Origin of the sequence: Actinomadura macrotermitis, assembly GCF_009604375.1 — a bacterium.
GTDB lineage: Bacteria > Actinomycetota > Actinomycetes > Streptosporangiales > Streptosporangiaceae > Spirillospora > Spirillospora macrotermitis.
The window spans coordinates 2,403,196-2,424,099 of sequence record NZ_WEGH01000001.1; the positions used below are offsets into that span (position 1 = coordinate 2,403,196).

Consider the following 20,904-nt stretch of genomic DNA (forward strand, 5'->3'; position numbering starts at 1 on the left):
TGTCACGGCGGTTTGCCGGACGGGGGAACGCGGCGCCGCGATCGCGGCGGGGGACGGCGGGGACGGGGCGGGTGACGCGCGGGTGCACGCTGCCTCCAGTTCGTCGTGGTGATGACCTAAATTTAGATCCGACCTAGAAGTATGTCAACAACAAATTTAGGTCAACCTGTGGCAGACTGGCGCCATGAGCGGTTTGAGAGAACTGAAGAAGCGGCAGACCAGGGAGAACATCTCCCACAACGCCACCCGGCTGTTCCTGGAGCGGGGCTTCGACAAGGTGACGATCGCCGAGGTCGCGGCGGCGTCGCAGGTCGCCAAGATGACGGTGACCAACTACTTCCCGCGCAAGGAGGACCTGGCCCTCGACCTGCACGAGGTGTTCGTGGCGGCGCCCGCGGCCGCGGTGCGCGGGCGGGAGCGGGGCGAGTCGGCGCTCGCGGCGCTGCGGCGCGCGTTCGGGGACGCGGTGGCGCGCCGCGACGCGGTGATCGGCTTCTCCGGGCTGCCGTTCGCCCGGATGATCGCGGAGAGCCCGGCGCTGGTGGCCCGGCTGCGCGAGTTCCACGAGGAGCGCGAGCACCTGCTCGCGCGCGAGCTCGCGCGGGAGACGGGCGCGGCGCCGGAGGAGCTGACGCCCCGGATCGCCGCCGCGCAGCTCGGCGGCGCGCTGCGGGTGCTGTTCGAGGAGACCATGCGGCGCACCCTGGACGGCCAGGACCACGACGAGATCGCCGCGGCCCTGGCCGATGCCGGACAGGCCGCGTTCGGCCTGCTCGAACCGTCCCTGGGGGACTACGCCGTCAGGAGATGACCAGCAGCAGGTCCCCCGCCTGGACCGGGGCGGCGGCCGGGACGGCGAGCCGGGTGACGGTGCCGGCCACCGGGGCGGTGATCGCGGCCTCCATCTTCATCGCCTCGATGGTCGCGACGACGTCCCCGGCCGCGACGGTGTCGCCCTTGGCGGCGCGCAGCGTGACCGAGCCGTCGAACGGCGCGGCGACGTGGCCGGGTTCGGCCGGGTCGGCCCGCTCCACCGGCGGCGCGTCCGACACGACCGACTTGTCGCGCACCGACAGCGTGCGCAGCTGGCCGTTGACGGTGCAGATGACCTGGCGGACGCCCGCCTCGTCGATGCCGCCGACGGCCTCCAGCCCGGCCAGCACCCGCACGCCCGGCTCCAGGTCGAAGGAGACCTCCTGGCCGGTGCGCAGCCCGTACAGGAAGGGGCCGGTCGGCAGCACCGACAGGTCGCCGTAGGCCAGCCGGGTCTCGCGGTAGTCCTTGGCCGGGCCGGGGAACAGCAGCCGGTCCAGCGTCTCGCGGACCTCGGGCCCGGCGAGGGCCTTCTCCTCCTCGCCGGTCAGCTCCGCGCGGGCCGGGGTGTGCGCGCGCGAGCCGAGGGCGCGGCCGCGGAACGGCTCGGGCCAGCCGCCCGCCGGGTCGCCGAGCTCGCCGGCCAGGAACCCGATGACGCTGTCGGGGATGTCGTAGCGCTCGGGGTTGGCGGCGAAGTCGGCCGGGTCGGCGCCCGCGGCGACCAGGTGCAGCGCCAGGTCGCCGACGACCTTGCTGGACGGGGTCACCTTGACCAGCCGGCCGAGGATGCGGTCGGCCGCGGCGTACAGCCGCTCGATCTCCTCGAACCGGTCGCCGAGGCCGAGCGCGACGGCCTGCTGGCGCAGGTTGGACAGCTGCCCGCCGGGGATCTCGTGCTGGTAGACGCGGCCGGTCGGGGCGGGCAGGCCCATCTCGAACGGCGCGTACAGCCGGCGGACGGCCTCCCAGTACGGCTCCATCGCGGTGAGCGCGTCCAGGTCCAGGCCGGTGGCGCGCTCGGTGAAGTCGGTGTGCGCGACGATCGCCTGCAGCGGCGGCTGGCTGGTGGTGCCCGACAGCGGGGACGCGGCGCCGTCCACGGCGTCCACGCCCGCCTCGATCGCGGCGAGGTAGGTGGCGAGCTGGCCGCCGGCGGTGTCGTGCGTGTGCAGGTGGACGGGCAGGTCGAACCGCTCGCGCAGGGCGCTCACCAGTGTGCGCGCTGCGGGGGCGCGCAGCAGGCCCGCCATGTCCTTGATGCACAGGATGTGGACGCCGGCCTCGACGAGTTCCTCCGCCAGGCGCAGGTAGTAGTCGAGCGTGTAGATGTTCTCGGCCGGGGACGACAGGTCGCCGGTGTAGCAGAGCGTGCCCTCGACCAGGGCGTGCGTCTGCAGAACGGCGTCGATGGCCGGGCGCATGCGCTCGACGTCGTTCAGCGCGTCGAACACCCGGAAGATGTCCACGCCCGTACGGGCCGCCTCCGTGACGAAAGCGCGCGCTACCGAATCGGGGTAAGGGGTGTATCCGACGGTGTTGCGGCCCCGCAGCAGCATCTGGATGCACATGTTGGGCGCGGCCTCGCGGATCGCTGCGAGCCGCTCCCACGGCGACTCGCCCAGGAAACGCAGCGCGACGTCGTAGGTCGCGCCGCCCCACGCCTCCAGGGACAGCAGCTGCGGCGACATGCGGGCCAGGTAGGGCGCGGCCTGCGCCAGGTCGTAGGTGCGGACGCGGGTGGCCAGCAGCGACTGGTGCGCGTCCCGGAAGGTGGTGTCGGTGACGGCGAGGGCCTGCTGCGCGCGCAGCGCCTCGGCGAACGCGCGCGGGCCGAGCGCGAGGAGCCGGTCGCGCGAGCCTTCGGGGAGCGGGGCGCGCGGGTCCAGCGGCGGCAGCTTGTCGGCCGGGTCCAGGTCGGTCGGGGCCTCGCCGTGCGGCTTGTTGACGGTCACGTCGGCCAGGTAGCGGACGAGGCGGGTCGCGCGGTCGCCGCTGGAGCGGGCCGTCAGCAGCTCGGGGTGGTCGGCGATGTAGGAGGTGCTGACGCCGCCCGCGACGAAGTCCGGCTCGTCCAGCAGGGCCTGCAAGAAGGGGATGTTGCTGGACACGCCCCGGATGCGGAATTCGGCGACCGCGCGGCGCGCGCGCCGGACGGCCTCCTCGAACGTGCGGCCGCGGCAGGTCAGCTTCACCAGCAGCGAGTCGAAGTGCGGGGTGACGACGGCGCCGGCGTGCGTCGTGCCGGTGTCCAGCCGGACGCCCGCGCCGCCCGGCGACCGGTAGGCGGAGATCTTGCCGGTGTCGGGGCGGAAGTCGTTGGCGGGGTCCTCGGTGGTGATGCGGCACTGCACCGCGAACCCCGAGACGGCGACGTCCTCCTGCGCGATGCCGAGGTCGGGCAGCGTCTCGCCGCCGGCGATGCGCAGCTGGCTCTGCACCAGGTCGACGCCGGTGACCTCCTCGGTCACGGTGTGCTCGACCTGGATGCGCGGGTTCATCTCGATGAACACGTGCTCGCCCCGGTCGTCGACCAGGAACTCCACGGTGCCGGCGTTGACGTAGCCGATCTCGCGGGCGAAGCGGACCGCGTCGGCGCACAGCCGCTCGGCCAGGGCCGGGTCCAGCCGCGGCGCGGGCGCGATCTCCACCACCTTCTGGTGCCGGCGCTGCACCGAGCAGTCGCGTTCGCGCAGGTGGACGGTGTGCCCGGCGGCGTCGGCGAGGATCTGCACCTCGATGTGGCGGGGCCGGTCCACCGCCTGCTCCAGGAAGACGGTCGGGTCGCCGAACGCGCTCTCGGCCTCGCGGCGGGCGGTGTCGACGGCCGCCTCCAGGTCCTCGCGGCGCTCGACGCGGCGCAGCCCGCGCCCGCCGCCGCCCGCCGCGGCCTTCACGAACAGCGGGAACCCGACCTCGTCGGCGGCCGCCAGCTCCCGGCCCGCCTCGGGCGTGACCGACCGCAGCACCGGCAGGCCCGCGCGGCGGGCGGCGGCGACCGCCTCGATCTTGTTGCCGGCCAGCCGCAGCACGGCGGCGGGCGGCCCGACGAAGACCAGCCCGTTGCGCTCGCAGGCCTCGGCCAGCTCGGGGCTCTCCGACAGGAACCCGTAGCCGGGGTAGACGGCGTCGGCGCCGACCCGCAGCGCGGTCTCCACGATGCCGTCCACGTCCAGGTAGGCGCGCACGGGGTGGCCGAGCTCGCCGATCTGGTAGGCCTCGTCGGCCTTCTGCCGGTGCAGCGACAGCCGGTCCTCGTGGGCGTAGACCGCGACGCCGGCGATGCCCAGCTCGTAGGCGGCGCGGAACGCGCGCACGGCGATCTCGCCGCGGTTGGCGACGAGCAGCTTGTTGATCACGGAGGCTTCTCCCGGGGATGTCGAGCGCGTGTCAGGCCGGCCGGTGGTGGTGCGGTACCTACCCAGTGGAGCCCGGCGTCTCGATGATCGGGCGGTGTCGCGGCGGCGAACAAGTACGAGAACATACAATGCGGCCAAATCGTGCTTTCCTTCACTCCGTTCCTCCGGCGGCGGTCAAGAGCGTGGCCCCAGTCACTCCCGGCACCTCTTAGGCTGTTCGCTCGGGGTTTGGGCGTGTTAGAGGGGATAGCTGGTGCGGCTACCGGAACATCTGGAACTTCTCGTCTCCGACGAACCCGTTCTGGACCTCTACTCCTACGGTCCGTGGCGCGTCCCTGACGGCCTGTACGACCAGGTCCGCGACCGGCTGCGCGCCCTGGCCGCCGACCCGCGCGCCGCCGCGGCGACCTCCGACGGCGGCCACCCGCTGCTCGCCCCGCCCGGCCTGCTCGTCCTCGGCGACCTGCTGCTCGCCCTGGACTTCCTGTGCGGCGCGGCCGCGATCAACAGCGGCAGCCACTCGCGGCTGCAGTTCCAGTTCTTCAACGAGTACCTGCGCGAGCCGCAGGAGGCGCTGCGCCCGCCGGGCGGCTGGGGCGTCACCACCGGCGCGTTCCGCCCGCTGGAGTGGCTGGAGGACGCGCCCGACCAGGCCACCGCCCTCTCCCTCGCCCGCGCGTCGCTGGACGTGCTGGAGGGCGTCGAGCCGCTGGAGCCCCGCCGCCGGGCGCTGATCGCCCTCTACGACGACCCGCCGCCCGCCCTGGACATCACCCGGTCGCTGGAGGAGCAGCGCCGCGTGTGGATGGAGCACGCCTCCGACGAGATCGTCGCCGTCCTGCCGGAGCTGGCCGGCCCCATCGGCTACCTGGAGTGGATCTGCGCGGGGCTGCTGCCCCTGCACCGGCACCTGGTCGAGGTCGCCCCGCACGACGAGACCGTCCCCGAGCTGATGGTCCACCTGCTCGCGCAGGCCGGGCTCACCCAGGTCCCCGCCGAACTGTCGGCCGTCCTCGGCGCCGACGACTACCAGGAGGTCCTGGAACGCTTCGCCAAGACCCAGCCGGTCTTCGACGCCAACCAGTGGTACATCAACGCGCGCGCCTGGCTCGCGCGCGCGCTCGGCGCGGGCGAGGCCGACGCCTGCCGCGGCTGGCTCGACATGGCGATGCGGTTCACCGGCGCCGTGCAGGGCTTCCCCGAGGACGCCCGCTACCCCGACCCCGAATGGATCCCGGTCGGCGAGTTCCAGGCCGACCTGCGGCGCCTGGCCACCCCGCGCCGCCGCGTCGTCAACCCGCTCGCCGCCACCGTCGGCCAGGGCGCGCCGCGCACCCGCCGCCCGCGCAAGACCGAGTTCCACTCCGGCCTGGTCGGCCAGCCCGACCTGGTCGCCGCGCTCACCGAGATCGCCGAGCACCCCGAGCGGCCGGTCCGGCTGATGATCGTCGGCCCGGACGGCACCGGCAAGCGCGACGCCGCCCAGGAGATCGCCCGGCTGCTGGAGGACCGGCAGATCACCGACGAGACCCTCTGGCTCGCCGACGACTTCTTCGCCGGCAAGGAGGTCTCCGCCGCCACCACCCACCTGTACAACGACGCCCGCGAGTCGGCCGGGACCCGCCTCATGGTCATCGACGGCCTGGACGACATGGCCCGCGACCCGCGCAGCGGCGAGGCCATCGTGGAGGAGCTGCACCGCGCCCTGGACGTCCGCGACGACCTGCACGTCGTCGCCCTCTGCGAACCCGGCGGCGACGAGCGCGTCCGCGAGGTCAACCCCGGCCTGTCGCTGCGCTTCCAGGTCGTGCGCACCCGCCCGTTCACCCCCGAGGCCTACGCCGAGCTGTTCGCCCGCGCCCTCTACCAGCGCGGCGCGCGCGCCCACAAGCACGCCCTCACCGCCGCCGGGCGGCTGCTCGCGCAGACCCCGCCGGTGCGCAACCTGCGCAACGCCCGGCTCGCGCAGCGCCTCGCCGACGTGATCGTCGACACGGTCCGCGAACGCACCCCGGCCGGCGACGAGCTGGTCGTCAAGCGCGCCGACGTGCCCGCCGCGTTCGACCCGAGCGGCTCCCCCAAGGACCCGCTCGCCGAGCTGGACGCGCTCGTCGGGCTGCGCACCGTCAAGCAGGAGATCGAGCTGGTCACCGCCGGGCTGAAGGCCGCCCGGCTGCGCCGCGAGGCCGGCCTGACCGTCCGGCTCCCGGCCCGGCACATGGTCTTCACCGGCAACCCCGGCACCGGCAAGACCGTCGTCGCGCGGCTGCTCGCCCGCGTCTACAAGGACCTCGGCGTGCTCTCCTCGGGCCACCTGGTCGAGGTCGGCCGCGCCGACCTGATCGGCCAGTACCTCGGCGAGACCGCGGTGAAGACCCGCGCGGTCGTGCAGCGCGCCGTCGGCGGCGTGCTGTTCATCGACGAGGCCTACTCCCTGGCCGCCGAGGGCGGCGAGGACTACGGCGCCGAGGCCGTCGCCGAGCTGGTCAAGATGATGGAGGACCACCGCGACGACCTGGTCGTCATCGCGGCCGGCTACGAGGCCGACATGCAGCGGTTCATCACCGCCAACCCGGGCCTGGCCTCCCGCTTCCCCACCACGGTCCGCTTCCCCGACTTCTCCGACGCCGAGCTGGTCGACATCTTCGCCGGGATGGCCGGCCAGGCCGGGCTGGAGGCCGACGACGACGCCCGCGCCCGCGTCGCCGAGCTGCTGCGCCGCGCGCCGCGCGGCCGCTCGTTCGGCAACGCCCGCCTCATGCGCAACCTGTGCGAGCGCGCCACCGCGCTGCAGGCCCGCCGCGTCACCGCCAAGAAGCGGCCCACCCCCGAGGAGCTCGGCGCGCTGACCGCCGCCGACATCCCCGGCACCCTGGCCGGCACCACCGGCGACGTCCCGGCCGCCGACCCGCTCGCCGCGCTGGACGCCCTCGTCGGCCTGCGCGAGGTCAAGCAGGAGGTGCACCGCCTGGTCGCCGAGGCGCGCAGCGCCGAGCTGCGCCGCGCCGCCGGGCAGCCCGCGCCGTCCCCGACCCGGCACCTGGTCCTCACCGGCAACCCCGGCACCGCCAAGACCACCGTCGCCCGCCTCGTCGCCGCGGTCTACGCCCGGCTCGGCCTGCTGTCGTCGGGCCACCTGGTCGAGGTGCACCGCGCCGACCTGGTCGGCGGCTACCTCGGGCAGACCGCGCCGAAGGTCCGCGCGGCCGTCGAGCGCGCCGTCGGCGGCGTGCTGTTCATCGACGAGGCGTACGCGCTCGGCGCCGACGCCTACGGCCAGGAGGCCGTCGCGACCCTGGTCAAGCTGATGGAGGAGTACCGCGGCGACCTGGTCGTCATGGCCGCCGGCTACGACCGCGAGATGACGGCGTTCCTGGCGGGCAACTCGGGCCTGGAGTCGCGCTTCGCCCGGCGGCTCGCCTTCCCCGACTACACCGACGCCGAGCTCGTCGAGATCTTCACGCACCTGGCCGCCGCCGAGGGCTTCACCCTGGCCCCCGACGTCCCCGACGCGCTGCACGCCCTGCTGCGCCGCACGCCGCGCGGCCCGTCGTTCGGCAACGGCCGCCTGATGCGCAACGTCCTGGACATGGCGATCGGCACCCAGGCGCAGCGCCTGCTGGCGGGCGACCCGCCGTCGAGCGAGGAGGTCGTCCTCCTCCGCGCCACCGACATCCCCCCCGACACCGGCACCAAGACCCAGAAGTTCGGCCTGTACCTCTAACTACGCGCCCGCAGTTCGTTGAGGACCGGACGGAACGCCCAGTCGGCTGGGTGACGGGTCCGTCCGCCTCACCTCACAGACGGTCGTACGCTTCGGCCGGCACATCGTGATCTTCGATGTCTCCTACTTCCGGCTCCACACGTTCGCCCGCGCCGTCGGGGCCGAGCTGCGCAAGCGCTGACCCGTCACCCGCGGTACCAGCCGCCGTCCTGCACCCCGATGCCCGTCATCAGGAACAGGTAGAGGGCCGCCGCGAGCAGCACCAGCACGACCGACCGCGCCGCATGGAACACCACACCACCTGCGGCCAGTAGCGCCGGCACCAGGAACAGAGGGGACCCGCCCGACCCCCACACCCCGGAACGCGCCAAGGGGGCGAGCAGGCACATCACCAAAAGAGGCAGAACGAATCCGACCATCCCACCGACGACCTTGAACTTCATACGTCCATCCAAGCCCGGCCACCGCCCCCGGACCTCCACCGTCATACTCATTCTGGCGCAGGCGGCATACTTCCCCATCCTGGGGTCAAACTCAGGTCATGGCTGACTGGCGGGACCGGATGGCGACCGCACCGGCACGGTGGGTCTTCCTCTTCACCTCGATCCCCTTCGCGCTCATCATGGGCCTCTGGGTCTGGCTGGCCGACCGCGACGCGGGCTGGGCCTTCCCCGTCATCGGCGGCCTCCTCGCCGGCGCCGCCTTCGGCGGCCTCCTGGCCTTCCTCACCCAGCGCAGCCTCAACCGCGACAAGGCCGCGACGGGCACGGGCACGCGCGGCGAGGTGCTGACCCTCAACCGCGCCATCGGGCGGGGCCGGCCGCCCGAGGACCCCGCCTTGGACGAGGCCGCCCTCACCCTGATCGCGCGCCGCCGCCGGCAGCTCCGCTTCACCTACCGCTGGAACCCGCTCCTCTGCGCGTTCCTCGCCGTCCTCGCCCTCCTGCAAGCCTTGACGACGCCGCTCTGGTACATCGCGGTCGCCTTCTGGGTCCTGATGATCCCGGCGACCCTCGTGAGCGCCCGCCGTTCCCAGGCCCGCCTGGACGCCGTCGAGACCGCCGTCCGCGCCCGCCACCCGTAGGCGGCGGGCGCCGGGCCGTTACCCGAACTGGCCGGGCTGGTAGTCACCGGCGGGCTGCTGGATGATGACGTTCAGCCGGTTGAAGGCGTTGATCAGGGCGATCAGGGACACCAGCGCGGCGAGCTGGTCCTCGTCGTAGTGCTTGGCGGCGTTCTCCCAGACCTCGTCGGGCACCCCGCCGGCGGCGTCCGCGATCCGGGTGCCCTGCTCGGCCAGCTCCAGCGCGGCGCGCTCGGCCTCGGTGAAGACCGTGGCCTCCCGCCACGACGCGACCAGGTTGAGGCGCACCACCGACTCACCCGCGGCGGCGTCCTTGGTGTGCATGTCGGTGCAGAACCCGCAGCCGTTGATCTGGCTCGCGCGGATCTCCACCAGCAGCTGCGTAGCGGCGGGCAGCGTCGACTCCGACACCACCTGCCCCGCCGAGACGATGCGCTTCATGAACTTCTCCGCGACCGGGTTGCCGAAGACGTTCAGACGGGCTTCCATGCCGTGCTCCTCTGCCGTTGTCGATGGCTACACCCTCATGACGGAACACCCTGGCCCGATGTGACATGGAGGAAGGCGCCCCCTGTCTCTCTCCTGCGTCGGAGGCCGCAACACCTGGTGCTGAAATGCGGACATATAGATATTTCTGACTGGAGGATTGTTTACCGGTAAAGTCTGCCGCGATCTTCCGAGTCGATCACTGTGTGCGGAGGGCCCGATGCAGGCCGAGCAGGAGTCGCGAGCCTCGAACGCCCGGCCGCTGGCGGCGGAGGATCCCGCGGCGATCGGGGCGTACCGACTGCTCGGGCGGCTCGGCGAGGGCGGCATGGGCGCCGTCTACCTGGGCGTGGGGCCCGACGGGCGGCGGGTGGCGGTCAAGGTCGTCCGGCCGGAGCTGGCCGCCGTTCCCTCGTTCCGGGCGCGCTTCGGCAGCGAGGTCGCCAACGCCCAGCGTGTCGCCTCCTTCTGCACCGCGCGGGTGATCGAGCACGGCGAGGCCGGCGGCGCCCCCTACCTGGTCACCGAGTACATCGACGGCCCCTCGCTGCAGGAGCACATCTCCGCGCACGGGCCCCTCGCCGGCGCCGCCCTGCGGGGGCTGGCAGTGGGCACGGCACACGCGCTGTCGGCCATCCACGCCGTCCGGCTGGTGCACCGCGACCTCAAGCCGCGCAACGTCATGCTCGCCGCTGACGGCCCGCGCGTCATCGACTTCGGCATCGCCCGCGCCCTGGACTCCGACGAACGCCACACCCGGACCGGGGACGTGGTCGGCACTCCCGGCTGGATCGCCCCCGAGCAGTTCTTCGACGGGCGGATCGGTACTGAGGCCGACGTGTTCGTCTGGGGCACGCTGGTCGCTTACGCCGCCACCGGCCGGCATCCCCACGGCACCGGCACCCTGGCCACGCTCGCCGAGCGGGCACGGCAGGCCCGCTACGACCTGACCGGTGTGCCCATCGAGCTGCAGGCGCTGGTCCGCGCGGCGCTGGAACCCGACCCGAGGCGGCGGCCGAGCGCCGAGCAGCTCCTCACCGGGCTCGTCGGCACCTACGAGACCCAGCGGGCCGCCACGACGGTCGTCCATGACGGGTGGGCGTCGCTGGGCGCGGCGCCGACCGTCGTCCAGGGGGCCGCGCCGACGGTCACCGACACGCCGCGGCCGCAGCGGCCGACCTGGCAGCTGTCCGCCGTCTCCGCCGTGGTGACGGCGGTCGTGGTGGGGAGTGCCAGCGTCGGGATCCTGATGCTCGGCGACGACGCCCCGCCGAAGGCCAAGGCCCCGGCCAAGTCCGCCGGGCCGCCGGTCACCAAGGTCGTCGACCTGTGCGCGCTGGCCTCGGCGCCGGTCATCACCAAGTACGCGGCCAAGGCGACGGTCCAGCCGGGCAGCAGCGTGCCCGCCGAGCAGGCGGGCACGGACGGGGCCGCGACGACCTGCGAGTGGACCACGATCTCCATGCAGGACGCCAACGGGATGCGCAACGACCGGGTGCTGCAGGCGAAGATCACCCTGCGCCGGGACGGCGCCGGGCGGACGGCCGCGGGCCAGGCGGCGCAGGACTTCGCGCAGGCCCAGCAGAAGGAGCGCGGATACGCCGAAGAGGTCAAGCCGAACGTCACGTACGGGCCGGTGTCCCCGGTGCCCGGGCTCGGCGACCAGGCGTTCGGGATCTCCAAGGTGAACCGGCGCGACGCCGTGGGCATGGGCGGGGCCGTCGTGCAGCAGGGCAACGTCGTGCTCGACGTGCGCTACGCCGGCGCCGACTACCCGCCGCAGGACTCCAGCAAGGCGGTCGCGCTCGATCCGCAGAAGGCCCGCACGGCGGCGGCGGAGATCGCCCAGGACCTGCTGCGCAACCTCGCCGCCTGCTCGGCCTGCCACGCCTGACCACGGAGAACCCCACATGATCTATCGCACCGCCGCTCCGGCGCGGCCGGCCCGTCCCCGCTGGGTGGTCCCCGCCGCCACCAGCGCCGTCACGGCGGTGGTCACGGCCGGGACGGTCTTCGGCACCGCCGCCCTGCTGGACGACGGCGGCGGCCACGGCGCCAGGCCCACCGCCCCGGCCAAGGCCGCCGCGCCGCCGCCCGCCGCATCGGCCGCCCGGGACGGCACGTTCACCCAGGTCGCCTCCGCGTGCGCGCTGATCCCCACCGCGACGAGGCGGCGGCTGGTCCCGGAGAAGGCAGAGGTACACGCCTATCCCGCGGAGGACCGCAGTGCCGGGGTGTCCATAACGGAGTGCGAGTGGTCGTCCAAGTTCCGCCCCGGTCCGCAGCGGCACCGCACGCTCCGGCTGAGCGTGTCGGTGTACCCCGAGGACGACGGCAGCGCCGAGCAGCTGACCGCGCGCAAGTCCTTGGAATTCGAGGCCAGGGTCGACGGCTCCATGTCGCACGAAAAGGACGGGACCCAGAGCGGGAGCACCTACCACTACCTGCCTGGCCGATGGCTGCAGGGCCTTGGCGACAAGGGGTTCGTCTCGGCCCACCGGAAGCGCGACAAGGAAGGCGATTGGACCTTCGCCCAGGTGTTCTTCGTCCAGAAGAACCTGTTCGTGAAGCTGGCGTTCAGCGGGAGCAACGCAGCCAACGAGAAGCTCAGCACGAAGAGCACCGAGCTCAAGCCCGGGGTCTACACGCCGGCGCTGGAGCAGGCGGCGCGCGAGACCCTGGCCGCCCTGAACGCGTGCGCCGACTGCCATACCTAGCAATCCGCCCGGTTTCCTAACCAATGCAACTGTTGTCGGTAAGGTCGGCAGTGATCTTCCAGCCGGACCGTCTTTTCACAGGGGGAAGCGTGCAGGCCGAGCAGGAGTCGTGGCTCTCCGGAGCCCAGCCGCTGACCGCGGACGATCCCCCCGCGATCGGCACGTACCGGCTGCTCGGGCGGCTCGGCGAAGGCGGCATGGGCGCCGTCTACCTGGGTCTCGCCCCGGACGGGCGGCGCGTGGCGATCAAGGTCATCCGGCCGGAGCTGGCCGCCGGCCCGTCCTTCCGGGCCCGGTTCGACAGCGAGGTCGCCAACGCCCAGCGCGTCGCCTCCTTCTGCACCGCGCGGGTGATCGAGCACGGCGAGGCCGGCGGCGCCCCCTACCTGGTCACCGAGTACATCGACGGGCCGTCGCTGGAGGACCACATCGCCGCGCGCGGCCCGCTGCCGCCAGGACCGCTGCGCAGCCTTGCGGTCGGCGTCGCCACCGCGCTCACCGCGATCCACGCCGTCCGGCTGGTGCACCGCGACCTCAAGCCGCGCAACGTCATGCTCGCCGCCGACGGCCCGCGCGTCATCGACTTCGGCATCGCCCGCGCCCTGGACTCCGACGAACGCCACACCCAGACCGGCGGCGTCGTCGGCAGCCCCGGCTGGATCGCCCCCGAGCAGCTCTTCGACGGGCTGGCCGGCACGGCCGTGGACGTCTTCGCCTGGGGCACGCTGGTCGCCTACGCCGCCACCGGCCGGCACCCCTACGGCACCGGCAACCTGGCCACGCTCGCCGGCCGCGCGCAGCAAGGTCACTACGACCTGACCGGCGTCCCCGGCGAGCTGCAGGCGCTGGTCCGCGCGGCGCTGGAACCCGACCCGAGGCGGCGGCCGAGCGCCGAGCAGCTCCTCACCGGGCTCGTCGGCACGCACGACACCCAGCGGGCCGCCACCGCGATCGTCCACGCCGGATGGGCCGCCGCGCCGCTCACCGCGCCCGCCGCGGCGGACGGCGCGCCGGCCGCGCCGTCCTCGCGGAGGCGGACGTGGCTGCTGGCCGGCGCGGCCGGTGCGGCCGTGGCGGTGCTGTCCGCCGGGACGGCCTGGGGCGTCACCGCGCTGCGCTCCGACGACAAGCCGGCCAGGAAGGCCCCGCCGGCGGTCGCGGCGTCGCCCGATCCCGCCAAGGCCGGGTTCACCAAGGTCGAAGGGGTCTGCGCCCTCGTCCAGCAGCAGCTGATCGACGCGCTGGTCCCCGTCGAGCGGCACGGGCCGCTGCTGAAGGACCCGGTGGACGCCGCGACCGGGGACGGCCGCGCGATCGGCTGCGTGTGGACGTCCCAGAACCAGGCCGGCGCCCGGATACAGCAGGCGCGCAGCCTGCACATCAAGATCGTCCTGCGGACCGACGGCACCGGCCGGGACGGGGTGATGAAGGCCGGCTCGGACTTCGCCGAGGGCCGCCGCCAGGTGGCCTCCAGCGCGAACACCACGAAGAAGGGCGCCGTCTACGGGCCGCTCATCCCGCTCGCGGGGATCGGCGACGAGTCCTATGTCGCGACCAAGCAGGGTCCGCTGAACAACGCGCTGTTCGGCAACGCCATCCTGCGGTTCCGGCTGGCCAACCTGCACGTCGAGCTGATCTACGGGGGCACCGACGCGCCCGCCGCACCCAAGTCGATCAAGCAGACGAAGCCGCTGAGCATGGACGACGCCCGGCAGGGCGTGGAGCAGGTGGCCCGTCAGGCCGCCGCCGCGCTCATCGCCTGCGCGCCCTGCCACGCGTAGTCACCAGCTGCTGGATGAGGACCGCCAGGGCGGCCAGGGTGGCGCCGGTCAGGGCGCCCGGGATGAAGCCGTTGCCCTTGCCGTCGCCGAGCAGGAACCAGGCGGTGGTGGCGGCGGCCAGGAACGCGAGGTAGCAGGCGATGAAGGTCCAGAAGCGGCGGCCGTAGTAGGCGTGGCGGGACGGGGCCGCCGGGGGGTCGGCCAGTTCGCCGGCCGGGCCCTCGGAGGCCGCCTTGGGGCGCTTGAAGTACTCCAGGTGCATCCAGGTGCCGCAGGGTTCCCAGCCGTCGGGGGCGAGGCGGGCGGCCAGGCCCGGGACGTGGATCTCGCGGCGGTACTCCCAGCGCAGCGGGCGGTCCAGGGAGCGGCGGGACACGAAGCGGCCCAGGCGGTCGACGCGCTCGACCTCCCAGCCCTGGTCGCCGTGCTCGTTCAGGCGGGCGCGGTCCTGGAAGGCGTCGGCCGTCCAGGTCCAGGTCTCGGCCGACGCGGCGGGCGGCGCGGCGGGCCCGGGGGCGAGGGCGGCGGCGAACTCGGCGGGCGGGCCGAACTCCTCCTCGGGGGCGGCGCCGCTCTCGGCGAGGTAGGCGGTGAGCTCGCCGATCGTGCCGGTGATCTCGCCGGGGGTGCGGCCGCGGGCGGCCAGGTGGGTCGCCAGGTCGTCGAAGTAGGTCATCGGACGTCTCCGCGGGCGAGCAGGGAGCGGACCGAGGCGTCGAAGGTCAGCCACATCGCGCCCTGCTCGGCGAGGGTCGCGCGGCCCTGCGGGGTGAGGCTGTAGTAGCGGCGGCCGGGGCCGCGCTCGGTGGCGCGGAACTCGGCCGTCACCAGGCCCGCCTCCTCCAGGCGGTTGAGGACGGGGTACAGGGTGCCGCCCTTGATCTCGCCGAGGCCGGCCTCGGCGAGGGACTTGGCGATCTCGTAGCCGTAGTTCTCGCCCTCGGTGAGGCCGGCGAGGACCAGCAGGTCCAGGACGCCCTTCAGCCAGCTGGCGCGGCGGTCGGCGGGCATGGCGCTCCTCCTAGGTCGAGGTACGGCCTAGATAGTAATGCAAACTAGCCGTGCCCGCGATGCCGCGCGTAGTGCCGGCCGACCCGGGCGCGGTTGCCGCAGCCGGGCGAGCACCACTCGCGGCGCGGGTGCCGCTTGACGAAGAACAGCACGCAGCCGGGCCCGCCGCAGGCGCGGACGGCGTCGCGCAGGGGCCCGCCGAAGACCTCGACGGCCGAGCCGGCGATCGCGGCGAGGACGGCGTCGACCGGAGGCGCGGCGGTGCGCTCGGCCGCCCCGGAGCGCCAGGACAGGTGCGGCCAGCCGGGCGCGAGCGCGGCGGCGTCGTTCACGACGGCCAAGGGCCCGGCGGCGGGTTCGGTGCCGTCGGCGGCGTGCCGGGCCAGCGCGCGGATCGCGTCGCGCAGCGCGACGAAGCGCGGCAGGTCGTCCGGCGTCAGCGCCGGGACGGCCTGGTCGGCGCGCGGGATCGGGTGGTCCTGCAGCCAGGACGCCAGCAGGGCGGGGCTCGCCAGGCCCTCCCGGACCTCGCCGCGCACGGCGTAGCGGGTGTTGCCGAACTCGATGCCGAGCGGCTCACCGAGCGCCGGCGCGGCGTTCTTCACGTTCACGGGACCATGCTGTCACCCGGGGTCGCACGGACGGTAACCGCTCTAACGCCTGGAGGCGCTTGCAGACGTTAATTCAGAAAGTTCGATGCCGACCGGAATAAGGCGGGAACGTTTGCGGTTGCAACCATTGCGTGCAAGAACCGCAACTCCGGGTACCCCAGGTATCCCCAACACACCATGGAGGCTTCGTGCCCAGCAGCATCCCCCGCCCCCGCAGTACCGAACACAAGGCCCTGAGGACGCATTCCCTGCGCGCCCTCGCGGTCGCCGCCCGCCTGGAACGCCACCACGCCCCGGAGGGCCCGCCAGGCGAGGAGACCGGCCGGGCGGGACTGCGCTCCACGCGGCGGACCCCCGACCCGGCCTGCTGACCAGCACCTGAGAGCCACCCAAAGCCCTCGCTTCGGCGGGGGCTTTTTCTATGGGACGAGCGCGTGCACGGCCACCCGGACGCGGTCCGCGCCCAGTTCCCCGGCCGTCGCGGTGAGGTGCTCGGCGCCGAGGGGCGCCAGCAGAGCGTGCGCGAGGGCGGGCGCGTCAGGGGCGTCGCCGAGCAGGATCGTGACGTGCCGGTGCCAGAACCGGTAGGAGCCGATGCGGTACCGGGCGCCCGGGGACGCCGTCTCCGACATGCGCAGCAGCGGCAGGTGGGTCAGCGCGTAGTCCAGGTAGGCGTCGATGAAGGCGTGCAGCCGCTCGGACGGCGCGGCGCCTCCGGGCCCGAGGGGCGCCGGGCCGCTCAGGATCTCCTCTTGCAGGACGCGTTCGCGCTCGTCCAGGAGAGCGGAGGCGAGCCCGGCCTTGTCGCCGAAGCGACGGAAGAGCGTCCCTTTACCCACTCCTGCGGCGGCGGCGACCGCATCCATCGAAACCGCCTCGACGCCGTGCAGCGCGAACAGCTCCGCCGCCGCCGTCAGCACCTTGACGCGGTTGCGCGCCGCGTCCGCCCGCTCCTTCGGCGGCGGCGTCCGCATCAGCTCCAGGTCCATGCTCACCCCTTGTTAAACGGACCGCAGTCCGATACTGTCCTGCTCGAACCTTCAACCGGACTGTAGTCCACTTTCTTGGGAGGGCCAATGGCCGCCACCATCACCCGCGACGACCTGCAGACCGCCGTCAAGGAGGGCTCCGTCATCGTCGTCGACGCGCTGCCCGAGTCGTACTATGCCCAGCGGCACCTGCCCGGCGCACTGAACCTGGTCGAGGACGAGGTGGACGCCAAGGCGGCCGCGCTGCTCCCCGACCGGGACGCCGCGATCGTCACCTACTGCTCCAACCCCGCCTGCAACAACAGCAAGGCGGTGGCCGCACGGCTGGAGCGCCTCGGCTACGGCGACGTCCGCGTCTACCCCGGCGGCATCCAGGACTGGGCCGAGGCGGGACTGCCCACCGAGGGCACCGGCGCCTGACCCGCGGCGGTACGCCCGTTGCGCGAAGCACCTACCATCGTGTCCCGGACACCCTCGGGGTAGCGGGGACGCGAGCGACGGAAGAGATGCGGCGTGACGGACAGGACGATGCCCGACTCCCATCCGCTGCGGGCGGGCGACCCGCCGCGGCTGGGCGGCTACGAGATCGCCGGGCGGCTCGGCGAGGGCGGCCAGGGAACGGTCTACCTCGGCCGGGCCGCGTCCGGTGCGAGCGTCGCGATCAAGCTGCTGCACCCCGGGCTGGCCGGCGACGGGACCGCCCGCGCCCGCTTCGTGCGGGAGGTCGAGGTGGCCAAGCGGGTCGCCCGCTTCTGCACCGCGCAGGTGCTCGAGGCCGACGTGGACGGCGACCGGCCCTACATCGTCAGCGAGTACGTCCCGGGCCGGTCGCTGCACGTCATCGTCCAGAACGACGGGCCGCGCACCGACGGCGCGCTGGAGCGGCTCGCGGTCGGCACGCTGACCGCGCTCATCGCGATCCACCAGGCCGGCATCGTGCACCGCGACTTCAAGCCGCACAACGTGATGATGGGGCCGGACGGCCCGCGCGTCATCGACTTCGGCGTGGCGCGGGCGCTCGGCGCGGCCGGCGAGACGCAGAACGTCGGGACCCCCGCCTACATGGCGCCCGAGCACTTCACCGGCGACGAGGTCGGCCCGGCCTCGGACATGTTCGCCTGGGGCAGCACGATGGTGTTCGCGGCGAACGGCTGGTCGCCGTTCGGCAACGACGAGATGGCCGCGGTGATGAACCGCATCCTGACCGGCGAGCCCGACCTCGGCGTGCTGTCCGAGCCGCTGCGCGGGCTGGTCGCGTCGTGCCTGGCCAAGGACCCCGCGCTGCGCCCGACGGCGCGGCAGGCGCAGGAGCGGCTGGTCGGCGGCGCCGTCACGCCGTTCGCGGCGCCGCCGCCCGCGCCGGCCCCCGGCGCGGTACCCGCGCCGATGCTCCCGCCGCTGCCCCCGTTCGTGCCGAACCTCGGCCCCGAGCCCGCGCCCGAACCGGCGTCCGGCTCGACGACGCCGGTCCCGGACGGCCCGGTGCGGCGCGGGCGGCTCGTCCCGGTGGCCGCCGCGGTGGCCGTGCTCACCGTGGTGGCGGGCGGGGCGGTCTGGGCCGCGACGCGTCCCGGCAGCAGCGGCGGCGGCGACGGCGGCACCAAGAACGACCGGCAGGCCGCTGCTGCGGAGCAGGCCGGCAACGGCGGCTCGGCAGGCCTCGGCGGTGGGGAGAAGGACGAGAAGGGCCGGCCGAAGCCCAAGCCGCAAGACCAGGGCAAGGACGAGAACGGCAAGGACAAGCCCGGCGGCAAGAAGAAGGAAGAGCAGCCCAAGGGCAAAGACCAGGGCCAGGACCAGAAGCCGGCCCCGGGCACCACTCCCCCGCCCGCCCGGGAGCCGGCGAACAAGTACACGCCCCAGGCCGTGTGCAACAGCGGCGGCCACGGTGGCGGTTACTACGTCCAGCGCTCGGTTTCGGGCTCCGGCGGTACCGCGTACCTGCTCTACAACAGCTCGGGCTACAACTGCGCCGTCACGCTGAAGACGCGCAACGTCGGCAAGAGGTCACCGGTGTCGGTGTGGATCCAGCGCAGCGGCGGCGGCCAGGTGGGCGACAGCGGCTCGTTCGAGTGGTACGCGGGGCCGGTCTTCGTGTCGGCCGCGAAGAAGTGCGTCCGCTTCGGCGGGAACGGCGCGGCGGCCCCCTACGGGAACTGCGGCTGATCCCGAATGCCGAACGTTCCCGGGGATCGGTCCCCGGGAACGCCCCCGTGGCGGCCGGCGAGCGGCCGGTCAGTTGCCGGCGCCGAGGAGATGGTCGAAGTCGCCGTCCTTGGCTCCAAGGATCAGGGCCTCGATCTCCGGGCGGGTGTAGATGAGGGCCGGGCCCTCGGGATGGCGGGAGTTGCGCATCGCGATGCGGCCGCCCGGCAGCTCGGCCATCTCGACGCAGTTTCCTTGCGAGTTGCTACGGCGGGACTTCAGCCAGCGCGCCCCCTGGAGGCTGGTGGCGGGCATCCCGTTGTAGGTGGTCGGGCCGGCCTGGGTGTGGCCGTTGTCGGTCTGGAGCATCATGTCTCTCTGAGAAGATCACCGAGAAGCTCGACGGTGCGTTCCGGGGTCTCGCTGTCGACGCAGAGGCGTTCCATCGCCTGCAGGTAGGTGTCGACGTCGTCGCGCTTGTCGAGGTACATCGCGCCGGTGAGGTTCTCGACGTAAACCACGTCCGGCAGGTCCTGCTCGGGAAAGCGCAGGACGGTGAACGCCCCTCCCTCGGCGGCGTGGCCACCGAAGCGGAACGGCATGATCTGAATGGTGACGTTGGGGAGCTTGGACATCTCGATGAGGTGCTCGAACTGGCCGCGCATCACCTCCGGGCCGCCGATGGGACGCCGCAGCGCCCCCTCGTCCAGCACCGCCCACAGACGCGGGGCCTGCGGCCCGGTGAGCCGCTCCTGGCGCTGCATGCGCAGCTCCACCCGCTGGTCGATCTCGTGCTCGGCCGCGTCGGCGTTGCCCTGCCGGATGACCGCCCGCGCGTACCCCTCGGACTGCAGCAGTCCCGGAACGAACTGCAGTTCGTACGTGCGGATCAGGGCCGCCGACTCCTCCAGGCCGACATAGGTCTGGAACCAGCTCGGCAGGACGTCGTTGTAGCGGTGCCACCACCCTGGGGTGCTGGCGTCCCTGGCCAGTTGCAGCAGCGACTCGCGCTCGGCCTCGTCGTCCACGCCGTACAGCGTGAGCAGGTCGGCGACGTCGCGCTCCTTGAAGCTGACCCGGCCCAGTTCCAGTCGGCTGATCTTGGACTCCGACGCGCGGATGACGTAGCCGGCGTCCTGCCGGGTCACGTTCCGCGCCTCCCGCAGTCGGCGCAGCTGTGATCCGAGCAGGATGCGACGAACCGTCGATCCGCTTCCCGGCGTCTCTGGAGCCACGCCCAACCTCCCGGTCCCTTGGACGGACAGCGAACCTAGTGTGCCACTCGCCCCCCTGTCCTGCGGAGACCTCTGATCACCTTCTGGTGCCGAGGTTCCGCGATGCGCGGAGCCCGACCTGGACTTCTTGTGCGGCTGTGCGCGCTTGTTGTGAAGTACGCACAGCTTCTTGTGGAAAACTTCGTGCACGTGCATTGGGCCTTGCATTCGCACGCTACGATGCGCAGGATAACGCACGAGACTTCCGAGCCACGGCTGCACAACGAGAACACTCTGCGGGGTCCCGGGAATGACGTCACGCCAAGCGCACCAGGCGACGCGCTGGAGCATGGATCCTGCCTCGGGATCGACGGAGACACAGGACCAAGCAGTGCACTCGATGCCCGTACCCGAATCCTGCGACCTGCCGCCGCGCCTGGACCGCGCCCTGGACGCGCTGGTCGACCCGCTCGGCCCGGCCACCTCCTTCACCGTGCTGCCCGACCCCGAGTCGGTCACCGACGCACGGCACTTCGCCCTCACCCGGCTGGACTCCTGGCACCTCGGCGCGCTCGGCGACGACGTCGCCCTGGTCGTGTCCGAGCTCGTCACCAACGCCCTGCGGCACAGCGGCGGCACGCCCTGCGGCGCGCCGCGCTGGAACGCCCGCAACGGCTTCGGCGCGCTGATCGACCCGCTCGGCTCCGCCCCGGCCGCCATCCAGCTGCGGCTGTACCACCAGGCGCCCTGGCTGCTGTGCGGGATCATCGACGCCAGCCCCGCCGCACCGCGCCGTAAAGAGCCCGACTACATCGCCGAGACCGGCCGCGGCCTGCACCTGGTCGAGTCCTTCAGCGTCCGCTGGGGTTGGCGCGGCCTGCCCGAGGGCAAGGTCGTATGGGCCCTGTTCCGCGCTCCCGGCGCGGGCGGCGCCCAGCCGACCGCGTAGCCGCGCGGGGGATAACCGCCC

General features: G+C 73.3%; 19 protein-coding genes. 10 read left to right on the plus strand and 9 right to left on the minus strand.

The annotated features are described in order from the left end of the window. Positions 1-184: 184 nt before the first annotated feature. A complete protein-coding gene (locus ACRB68_RS11085) occupies positions 185-811 on the plus strand; it encodes a TetR/AcrR family transcriptional regulator (RefSeq protein ID WP_153531985.1) in 627 nt (208 codons plus the stop codon). Here the strand turns inward: ACRB68_RS11085 and ACRB68_RS11090 are convergent. After that, positions 801-4,172 (minus strand): pyruvate carboxylase, encoded by a 3,372-nt coding sequence (locus tag ACRB68_RS11090; protein ID WP_328594020.1) that lies wholly within the window; start codon positions 4,170-4,172, stop codon positions 801-803. The genes ACRB68_RS11085 and ACRB68_RS11090 overlap by 11 nt on opposite strands. Positions 4,173-4,425: 253 nt before the next feature. Here ACRB68_RS11090 and ACRB68_RS42440 point away from each other — a divergent pair, with 253 nt between their 5' ends. Further along, the gene (locus tag ACRB68_RS42440; RefSeq protein WP_153531986.1) at positions 4,426-7,896 is read left to right on the plus strand and encodes an AAA family ATPase; all 3,471 of its coding nucleotides are present in this window, start codon (positions 4,426-4,428) and stop codon (positions 7,894-7,896) included. A gap of 185 nt (positions 7,897-8,081) precedes the next feature. Here the strand turns inward: ACRB68_RS42440 and ACRB68_RS11100 are convergent, their stop codons facing one another. After that, a complete protein-coding gene (locus ACRB68_RS11100; protein ID WP_153531987.1) occupies positions 8,082-8,339 on the minus strand; it encodes a hypothetical protein in 258 nt (85 codons plus the stop codon). A 98-nt stretch (positions 8,340-8,437) separates the two neighbouring features. Here ACRB68_RS11100 and ACRB68_RS11105 point away from each other — a divergent pair, with 98 nt between their 5' ends. Further along, the gene (locus ACRB68_RS11105; RefSeq protein ID WP_153531988.1) at positions 8,438-8,980 is read left to right on the plus strand and encodes a hypothetical protein; all 543 of its coding nucleotides are present in this window, start codon (positions 8,438-8,440) and stop codon (positions 8,978-8,980) included. 18 nt (positions 8,981-8,998) lie between these two features. On the opposite strand, the gene ACRB68_RS11110 is transcribed toward ACRB68_RS11105, so the two are convergent. After that, a complete protein-coding gene (locus ACRB68_RS11110) occupies positions 8,999-9,469 on the minus strand; it encodes a carboxymuconolactone decarboxylase family protein (protein ID WP_153531989.1) in 471 nt (156 codons plus the stop codon). Between the two features lie 217 nt (positions 9,470-9,686). Between ACRB68_RS11110 and ACRB68_RS11115 the strand changes: the two genes are divergently transcribed. The 3 genes from ACRB68_RS11115 (at position 9,687) to ACRB68_RS40130 (ending at position 13,964) form a co-directional block, all read left to right on the plus strand. Then, the gene (locus tag ACRB68_RS11115; RefSeq protein WP_153531990.1) at positions 9,687-11,360 is read left to right on the plus strand and encodes a serine/threonine-protein kinase; all 1,674 of its coding nucleotides are present in this window, start codon (positions 9,687-9,689) and stop codon (positions 11,358-11,360) included. 16 nt (positions 11,361-11,376) lie between these two features. Then, entirely contained in the window at positions 11,377-12,183 is an 807-nt protein-coding gene (locus ACRB68_RS11120) for a hypothetical protein (protein WP_153531991.1), read from the plus strand. Between the two features lie 89 nt (positions 12,184-12,272). Next, complete coding sequence (locus ACRB68_RS40130; protein WP_328594021.1) at positions 12,273-13,964, plus strand: serine/threonine-protein kinase; 1,692 nt, start codon at positions 12,273-12,275, stop codon at positions 13,962-13,964. On the opposite strand, the gene ACRB68_RS11130 is transcribed toward ACRB68_RS40130, so the two are convergent. From ACRB68_RS11130 to ACRB68_RS42445, 3 genes are read right to left on the minus strand one after another with little or no spacing between them, the layout of a single operon-like run. Beyond that, positions 13,936-14,640, minus strand: a complete 705-nt coding sequence (locus ACRB68_RS11130) for a hypothetical protein (protein ID WP_153531992.1) — start codon at positions 14,638-14,640, stop codon at positions 13,936-13,938. The genes ACRB68_RS40130 and ACRB68_RS11130 overlap by 29 nt on opposite strands. Further along, a complete protein-coding gene (locus ACRB68_RS11135) occupies positions 14,637-14,975 on the minus strand; it encodes a PadR family transcriptional regulator (RefSeq protein WP_153531993.1) in 339 nt (112 codons plus the stop codon). The genes ACRB68_RS11130 and ACRB68_RS11135 overlap by 4 nt, the downstream gene beginning before the upstream one ends. Positions 14,976-15,019: 44 nt before the next feature. Further along, positions 15,020-15,586, minus strand: a complete 567-nt coding sequence (locus ACRB68_RS42445) for a CGNR zinc finger domain-containing protein (RefSeq protein ID WP_328594022.1) — start codon at positions 15,584-15,586, stop codon at positions 15,020-15,022. A gap of 188 nt (positions 15,587-15,774) precedes the next feature. Here ACRB68_RS42445 and ACRB68_RS11145 point away from each other — a divergent pair, with 188 nt between their 5' ends. Continuing rightward, positions 15,775-15,957: a hypothetical protein gene (locus tag ACRB68_RS11145; protein WP_153531994.1), complete on the plus strand. Its 183-nt coding sequence runs from the start codon at positions 15,775-15,777 to the stop codon at positions 15,955-15,957. Positions 15,958-16,005: 48 nt separating this feature from the next. Here ACRB68_RS11145 and ACRB68_RS11150 read toward each other — a convergent pair whose 3' ends face one another. Beyond that, on the minus strand, positions 16,006-16,575 hold the full coding sequence (locus ACRB68_RS11150) for a TetR/AcrR family transcriptional regulator (RefSeq protein ID WP_194293250.1): 570 nt from the start codon (positions 16,573-16,575) through the stop codon (positions 16,006-16,008). 87 nt (positions 16,576-16,662) lie between these two features. Between ACRB68_RS11150 and ACRB68_RS11155 the strand changes: the two genes are divergently transcribed. Beyond that, on the plus strand, positions 16,663-16,995 hold the full coding sequence (locus ACRB68_RS11155) for a rhodanese-like domain-containing protein (protein ID WP_153531995.1): 333 nt from the start codon (positions 16,663-16,665) through the stop codon (positions 16,993-16,995). A gap of 93 nt (positions 16,996-17,088) precedes the next feature. Continuing rightward, a complete protein-coding gene (locus tag ACRB68_RS40480) occupies positions 17,089-18,741 on the plus strand; it encodes a serine/threonine-protein kinase (protein WP_328594023.1) in 1,653 nt (550 codons plus the stop codon). A 69-nt stretch (positions 18,742-18,810) separates the two neighbouring features. Here ACRB68_RS40480 and ACRB68_RS11165 read toward each other — a convergent pair whose 3' ends face one another. Further along, complete coding sequence (locus tag ACRB68_RS11165; RefSeq protein WP_194293251.1) at positions 18,811-19,092, minus strand: DUF397 domain-containing protein; 282 nt, start codon at positions 19,090-19,092, stop codon at positions 18,811-18,813. Further along, positions 19,089-19,910 carry a helix-turn-helix domain-containing protein gene (locus tag ACRB68_RS11170; protein ID WP_153532551.1) on the minus strand — a complete coding sequence of 274 codons (822 nt, stop codon included), beginning with the start codon at positions 19,908-19,910 and terminating at the stop codon, positions 19,089-19,091. Before ACRB68_RS11170 ends, ACRB68_RS11165 begins: the two co-directional genes overlap by 4 nt. Positions 19,911-20,334: 424 nt before the next feature. Here ACRB68_RS11170 and ACRB68_RS11175 point away from each other — a divergent pair, with 424 nt between their 5' ends. Further along, positions 20,335-20,883, plus strand: a complete 549-nt coding sequence (locus tag ACRB68_RS11175) for an ATP-binding protein (RefSeq protein ID WP_235958826.1) — start codon at positions 20,335-20,337, stop codon at positions 20,881-20,883. The last annotated feature ends 21 nt before the right edge of the window (positions 20,884-20,904 follow it).